Source organism: Deinococcus aerolatus (assembly GCF_014647055.1).
Taxonomy (GTDB): domain Bacteria; phylum Deinococcota; class Deinococci; order Deinococcales; family Deinococcaceae; genus Deinococcus; species Deinococcus aerolatus.
The window spans coordinates 1-6331 of record NZ_BMOL01000043.1 but is presented as its reverse complement, the minus strand read 5'-3'; the positions used below and the strand labels follow the sequence as shown (position 1 = coordinate 6331).

Genomic DNA, 6331 nt, shown 5'->3' with positions numbered 1-6331 from the left:
CCCTCCAGTGTGCCCGACCCTCTCAACGGGTGGGCCATTTTCTGTCGGGATTTCTGGAGCACTACCATAGGCTCGCATCTGCTCTGTGACTTCCTGTAACCAGTGCGCCCCTCCATACGACAGCAGACGTCCACGCAAATCGCCCAGTGCCTGGGCCAACGGCTCGTCGTCGGGTCTTGGGGGACTGCCTTGAAAAATGGACAGCAGGCGTTCAGTCAGGCCCTGCAAACGCACTGGATCTTTGCCGACGCCCGAGGAATCACAGCGGTCATCATGCAGAAACATCAAGCTGTACCAGTCTGCCGTCTGCCGGAGACCCGCCCTGGACGCGTGAGGATGTAAAGCGGCGGCGAGGCCCACAAAGTCCACGGCGAACGCATACCGGGAATGGGCATCCCGGGGACCGAGGCCAAAGACTTGCAGCCAGTCCGAGACTTCCTGGCACAGCTCTGGGTCTAGGTCGGGTGTCCGCACCGGAAAAGGATTATGAAGCTCAGGCAGGAGCAAAGCGTCGGTGGTCAACCGGGCCACCTTCACCTGGTTCTTGCCAGCATGTTTGGCCCGGTAAAGGGCTTCGTCAGCCCGCTGCATCAGGGTCAGGATGCTTTCGCCGTCCCGATAGGCGGCCACACCGAAGCTGGCCGTAATGGAACCAACTCCATTGAAAGGCGATCGACCGATCAGTGACCGAATCCGTTCTGCCAGAGCCTGGACATGGAACAGATCGGTTTGTGGGACCACGATCAGAAATTCCTCACCGCCCCAGCGGGCGAGTTGATCCGTGTCACGCAGATCGTGCTGCACGAGCTGAGCGACCTGTTGCAGCACATAGTCGCCCACCTCGTGTCCATGCAGATCATTCACCCGCTTGAAATCGTCGATGTCGAGCAGGATCACCGCCCACGCCATGCCGTACCGCTGAAATTGCTCGAGCTGCTGTGTTAAACGAACTTCCATGTGACGGCGGTTGCCGACTCCAGTGAGCGCGTCACGGTGGGCCATACGCTCCATTTCACTCATGCGGGTAGTCATGCGCGCGAGACGGGTTTTAAGGGTGCCCAGAATGTAAAGCATCGCCATCCACAATCCACTTGCCAGATAGAACTCCACCAGGCGAGCGAAATTTCCCAGGCCCTCGAAACCGCTTAAAGCCACCGTATACAGCCCCACGGCCAAACTAAGTCCGTAAATCATCAGGGAGCGTTGCAGAGCTTGCCGGACGGTGTAGATCAGAGAGCTGAGCAGGTAGATGAAAGGGGACCAGATATAAACCTGGGCGATCTGTGCATCTGAGATGCCCAGCGGGGAGCCGAGCGAGAGAGAACCCAGCTTGGCGAGAAAGCTGACTGCCACAACCGAATAGAATCCGTGTTCGATCCAGCGCAGTGGCACCAGGCGGAGGTAAAGCGCCGCGCTCAGTCCCAACAGGACAGCGGCCAGGAGGGGAAGGGCCACCTGATTAAATGGATCGGGCGTGCTATTGATGTTCAGGGCGAGCGTCAGCAGAACCATGAGCAGCGTGGCTGGGAGGGCCACGAGGTAAGCCTGTCGCTTCAGGAGACTGAGCTGTTCTGTGCTTTCGGACACCTAGTAAAACCTCCGCTCCCCAAACTGCCCAGGAACGAATTGAGAGTACATGACTGCAAAAGTACAGCGTTACACTTTTGCGGTTCTACGCCAAATGGGGGACCCTTGACTCAGTTGAACCTGGGGAAAAGCGTCTTTTGGACGCAAACATCGTTGGACCACCATGATGCAGATCTACACCCTTTCCTGCACACCTGTAGCGGCGGCTGTTCTCCGGCCCCTGCCTGAGGTCTGCCCCTTGCTGCCTTTGCGCTGCATCTTCAGCCGCGTCGCCTCGGCGGCCGCTGTGAAGTCGATCAGGCCTGCCTCAACATTCTCCACCGTCAGCACAGGCGGAAGCGTCTCCAGCGCCCGCTGGGGCGCCGCAGGCAACAGACGGTAGAACGCCGCGTCCCGGCAGAGCTCCTCATACCGGGCGTCCACCTCGCCCGGCACCCACTCTGGATTCAACTGCCGCACCATCAGGTATTCCAGCAGTGTGGGCTCCCCACGGTCCGCCACAGGCAGCAGGGTGTTCGCGTAGAAACGGCTGTAGGCCCGCCAGGCCGCTGCCAGGGGCCCACCAGCCCAGTGGGCCAGCTCCGGATGGTGGGTGCGCAGCTTCTGGAGGTCCTCTCTGGGCAACACACTCTTTCCATAACGTTCCTGGTCCAGCACCAGGGACGGGCGCACCAGGTCATACAGGCCCCGGGCAAAGCAGACGATTCTCCCCTGGGATTCCCAGCGCCGCAGGATTTTGCGGGTCTGCTGCTGGGCTTGCAGAGAACGGGAGCTGTAGACCGCTTCGGCCAGGCGTTCCACCGTCATGGGCCAGGCGGCCTGCCGCGCCAACTGCCAGTCCACATCCACCAGAGCTGTGTGGGTGACCGGGCTCGGGATGGAGGCAGGTCCCAGGTCTTCTCCTTTCACACGGGGCAGCGCCTCTGCCGTCGCCTCCTGGGTGCCTGGCGCCAAGGACAGCAAGGAGCGGGGATCATCCAGATAGAGGTAGAGGGGCGCAGTGCGCCCCTGACCCTGTAGGGAGGCTGTCTGGAGGTGATGCCGCCGCACCCAGCGCTTCAATGCAGCCACATTCATGGCCGACAGGAAGGCCAGATCCGCCAGGCTGACCTAGCAGTACCCGGCGGCGTAGGGGCCGTAGAGGTAATGTTCGGCCTCTTCCAGGGTGCCGTGCAGTTCTTCAGCGACAAACGCGGGACTCAGCGGTCCATAGACGTGGTGGAGCTGACGGAGATGTTCGTGGGGCGACAGGGGACGGGAAGTGTGGTGCATGGTCAAGCCCTTATCGTACCTCCGCCAGCCTGACTGACGGCTATCTGCGCCAGTTGCGGCGGCGTGATCCGCCCATGTAAAGACTGTTGAACGTCCATCCAAGAGCCAAGTGCGTCTGCTGTGAGACAATTGCTCGACCCCACGGGTCACCATGGCGCGATTGAACACCAAAGGCCGTACTACGGGAAGGGGCAAGGTATTCACGGCAGTGCTGGTCAACACCATGCTTGTGCACGCTGCCGAAGCGCCTGCTGCGTGCGGCGGTTGCTTGTAACTGGGAGCAGCGGCCGCTGCTCAACTTCGCTTCCACATTTTCGAGGCAATTCCAGAACAGTGTTTTGCCTGTCCAGCACCCGTTTAACTTGTGCAGCGCTCCACGGCCGCCCCTTACGGGTCTTGAAGCCGTGGGCCTCGAGCTGGGCGGCCGTGGCCTGGAGACTGAGGCCCTGGCTGCGCAGCGCACCCGCGTACGCCGCAACGGTCCGCATGTCTGAGATGGCCCTGGCCCTGGATGCCGCCGCTCCAGCCTGCCGGGCTTCGGGGGTGAGGTTCTCCGGTTTGCCAAGCTTGAGCCCCCGAGCTTTCCTCGCCGCCAAAGCCGCTTTGGTCCGGGCTGAGATCAGTTGAGCCTCTCTTTCTGCGACGGCGGCCATCACATGGATCGTGAGGTTGTCGGCCTCAGGCATATCGACAGCGACGAAACGGACGCCGGACTCCATCAGGGTGGCAACGACGGCGACGTTGCGGGCCAGCCGGTCCAGCTTGGCGATCAGGAGGACGCCACCGACGCGGCGGGTCTGTTCGAGGGCGGTTTCACGTTGAGGGCGCCGGCGTTTGCGGGTTCCGGTTTTAACTTCAGTGAACTCAAGCGCGAGCGCCAGGTCTTTGCTGCGGGCGTAGGCGAGGACGGCGGCTTGCTGGGCTCTTGTTTGGCGGTGGAGACCCGGTAGTAGGCGACGGCAGGGGTAGGCACAGGGGCATGGACTCATGGGAGCCGCGCTGGGCTGGTGCCCTCGCAGCAGGCCACACAGGTGATGACATCACTGATCAGGCATCGTCCACCGGATAACTCGCCCGTGGCACCCACATGCTCACGTGCCGAGAGCAGCGTTCCTCCGCCTGACACTCAGCAGTCAGCGCCGTACGGTCAGCCGATCAGGAAGCGTTCCTCCCCCAGCTTGACGGTGACCTCGATGTCGCCGCCCAGCGCCCGCACAAAGGCGCGCAGGGTGGCCAGCTCGGTCTTCTCCAGGTCTCCGCGCTCGATGCGCGAGACCCGTGACTGGGAGATACCCAGCCGCCGTGATAGTTCCTCCTGGTTCAGGCCGGTGGCGCTCCGGACCTCCGCTAGGCGGTGGGCGCGCACCTGGGCCAGCGCCTTACCCTTCAGCTCTGCCACGCGCTTCTCGTTCACGCGTCCGTCGGCCACCGCCCCAGCGCGCACAGCTTTCCAGTTCTGGGCTTTCATGTTTCCTCCTCGTCGTAGTCACCAGCCAGCCAGCGCCCATAGCGCTGCTCAGCCACAGGGATGTGCTGGACGTACCACTGCTTTCAGCGCTCGGCCTTGTCGCCGGCGGTCAGCAGGATGGCCTGCCGCCGGGGATCGAAAGCGAACAGGATGCGCATCTCGCTGCGGCCCACTGAACCAGGGCGCAGTTCCTTGAGATGGGCCAGTGAAGAGCCGCGCAGGGTGTCCATCAGGGGGCGCCCCAGGGACGGGCCGGACTCGGCCAGCAGGTCGACGGCTGCCGTGACTAGGTTGGCGGTGGGTTCATCCAAACCCTGGTACCACTCCGTTACTTCTGAAAGCAGAATGATCTCCCACGGCACGCCTCAGTATACCTTCAGTGTCATAGAACACAAGAGGTATAAATTTAAAAACGGAGCGTATGACGCAACTGGACCAACCGCCTTGGCCGCCAACCTTAAGTCTCGAGACCTGACCACCTCATTCTGACCCTGACCACCGATCAACCTCTGTTTGCAGCGCCTACTTTTTCCGGTTCTTTTTGCGGCTGGCCTTGGCCATGTTGCGCCGCATCTTGGCGTGGGCTTTCTTTGCGGCGGCGGTACGTTCCCCGCGGAGGGGAATCGGAATTCCTCTTCCCTGAGCGAGCTCGGCATTGTAGGTCTGCATCCAGCTGCGGATGCCCGCTTCACTGGTCATGTCGAAGCCGCGCTCTGCGCCGAGCATCATCATGCTTTTGGCCGGTCCAAAGTTTTTGGGGTTGCCCAGTTCCTGGGCAAGCGACTCGGCCGCCCCGTCGCCCAGGGACTCGAGAATCTCGGGTGCCTGAGGCAACGCGTACTCGCGGCCGAGGAAGTACCAGAGGGCCTGCAACTCGGCGACGATCTCCGGGGCACTGTCGGGTGTGGTGGAGACCTGACGCGGGAAGATATTCAGCAGGACCTCGTCGAGGTCCGCCACAGTCATCTTCGCCGGCGTGACGCCGCCGTGCGTGACGGCGTAGGTGAGGAAGACGTTCGTCCAGCTGCCCGGAGTGTCGTTTTCCTGGAAGTGGGCCTGCCCTTCGGGTGAGGCGTGGAATTGCTCGATGAGGGCATCCTGGTACGCGACGCGGGCATCATCATCCAGCTCGCCGTGAGGATCAAAGAGGGATTGGTGGATATCGAACGCCATCCCTCACCTTACAGCCAGTCGAACGGTATCTCCCGCCCCCTGGGACCCCTGACTCCTGGAGACGGATCAACGTGCCATCTGGCTGTTGGCTGGTGCCCTCGGACAGACAGGCCCACCACATCCGGCAGCGGGGCGGCCGCAGCTGCAACACGCGCACTGGACGTGTGGGCGTAGATCGTCGTGGTCTGAATGGACTCATGGCCCAGCAGCACCCGGATCTCGTCGAGTGACCGCCCCGACTCGATCAGCGCCGTCGCGAAGGTGTGGCGCAGCTTGTGTGGGCTGACCTTCGCCACATCCAGGCCCGCGCGGCGGGCGGCGGCGTCCAGCATGGCCCCGATGCTGCGTGCCTGCATCTGCTGACCGTATCGTTTGCCCGACAGGGGAGACCACACCTACGGGCTGACTGGGTTGCCGGACATCCGCCGCAGCCGCAGCCAGCGCGTCAGGGCACTGCGGGCCGTTTCGGACAAAGGCACGCGCCGTTCCTTGGCGTACAGCTCGCTTTTTCCAATATCGATGCCGGGCACAACCATACAAACCTCCTGAAAAGGGAGAGGTGATCACAGCCCAGTTCGCTCGGCGGGATTTTGTGTGCAGGCTTTGAATGGCCTCAGAGACTGTTGCGCCTGATCGAAGGGCCTCGAGCCGGCCAGAATTTGCAGTCCGACCTGGGAAGGTCAAAGATGTCAACAGGATTGACAGCCCGAGGGGGAGTGACAAGCACAGCTTCCCACAGCTCTGCTCAACACACAAAGATGTCAGCTCTGTACCGGACATCTTGCCTTTAAATTCTGTCTGGCATGGGAAATGGAGTCCTCAGCAGCTTGA

Annotated in this window: 9 protein-coding genes; all 9 read right to left on the bottom strand. The window is 62.1% G+C overall.

Translation table 11 applies throughout. The features are described 5' to 3' along the window. The coding region (locus IEY31_RS18210) for a diguanylate cyclase (RefSeq protein ID WP_188974375.1) at positions 1 to 1587 on the bottom strand (1587 nt) is incomplete at its 3' end. A gap of 174 nt (positions 1588 to 1761) precedes the next feature. Continuing rightward, complete coding sequence (locus tag IEY31_RS18205) at positions 1762 to 2430, bottom strand: hypothetical protein (protein WP_188974374.1); 669 nt, start codon at positions 2428 to 2430, stop codon at positions 1762 to 1764. Positions 2431 to 2697: 267 nt separating this feature from the next. Further along, positions 2698 to 2865 carry a hypothetical protein gene (locus IEY31_RS18200; protein ID WP_188974373.1) on the bottom strand — a complete coding sequence of 56 codons (168 nt, stop codon included), beginning with the start codon at positions 2863 to 2865 and terminating at the stop codon, positions 2698 to 2700. Between the two features lie 209 nt (positions 2866 to 3074). Further along, a complete protein-coding gene (locus IEY31_RS18195; protein ID WP_229723766.1) occupies positions 3075 to 3848 on the bottom strand; it encodes a recombinase family protein in 774 nt (257 codons plus the stop codon). A 158-nt stretch (positions 3849 to 4006) separates the two neighbouring features. Next, a complete protein-coding gene (locus tag IEY31_RS18190) occupies positions 4007 to 4327 on the bottom strand; it encodes an XRE family transcriptional regulator (RefSeq protein ID WP_188974372.1) in 321 nt (106 codons plus the stop codon). An 83-nt stretch (positions 4328 to 4410) separates the two neighbouring features. Next, positions 4411 to 4689 carry a type II toxin-antitoxin system RelE/ParE family toxin gene (locus tag IEY31_RS18185; protein WP_188974371.1) on the bottom strand — a complete coding sequence of 93 codons (279 nt, stop codon included), beginning with the start codon at positions 4687 to 4689 and terminating at the stop codon, positions 4411 to 4413. A 160-nt stretch (positions 4690 to 4849) separates the two neighbouring features. After that, positions 4850 to 5500, bottom strand: coding sequence for a hypothetical protein (locus IEY31_RS18180; protein ID WP_188974370.1), 651 nt, complete (start codon positions 5498 to 5500; stop codon positions 4850 to 4852). Positions 5501 to 5508: 8 nt separating this feature from the next. Further along, the gene (locus IEY31_RS18175; protein ID WP_188974369.1) at positions 5509 to 5856 is read right to left on the bottom strand and encodes a tyrosine-type recombinase/integrase; all 348 of its coding nucleotides are present in this window, start codon (positions 5854 to 5856) and stop codon (positions 5509 to 5511) included. A 39-nt stretch (positions 5857 to 5895) separates the two neighbouring features. Beyond that, entirely contained in the window at positions 5896 to 6036 is a 141-nt protein-coding gene (locus IEY31_RS18170; protein WP_188974368.1) for a hypothetical protein, read from the bottom strand. Positions 6037 to 6331 lie beyond the last annotated feature (295 nt).

Excerpts from the sequence above, each read along its gene's own strand:
- IEY31_RS18170 (WP_188974368.1), bottom strand. The coding sequence starts at position 6,036 with ATGGTTGTGCCCGGCATCGATATTGGAAAAAGCGAGCTGTACGCCAAG.
- IEY31_RS18180 (WP_188974370.1), bottom strand. The coding sequence starts at position 5,500 with ATGGCGTTCGATATCCACCAATCCCTCTTTGATCCTCACGGCGAGCTG.
- IEY31_RS18175 (WP_188974369.1), bottom strand. The coding sequence starts at position 5,856 with ATGCAGGCACGCAGCATCGGGGCCATGCTGGACGCCGCCGCCCGCCGC.
- IEY31_RS18190 (WP_188974372.1), bottom strand. The coding sequence starts at position 4,327 with ATGAAAGCCCAGAACTGGAAAGCTGTGCGCGCTGGGGCGGTGGCCGAC.
- IEY31_RS18195 (WP_229723766.1), bottom strand. The coding sequence starts at position 3,848 with ATGAGTCCATGCCCCTGTGCCTACCCCTGCCGTCGCCTACTACCGGGT.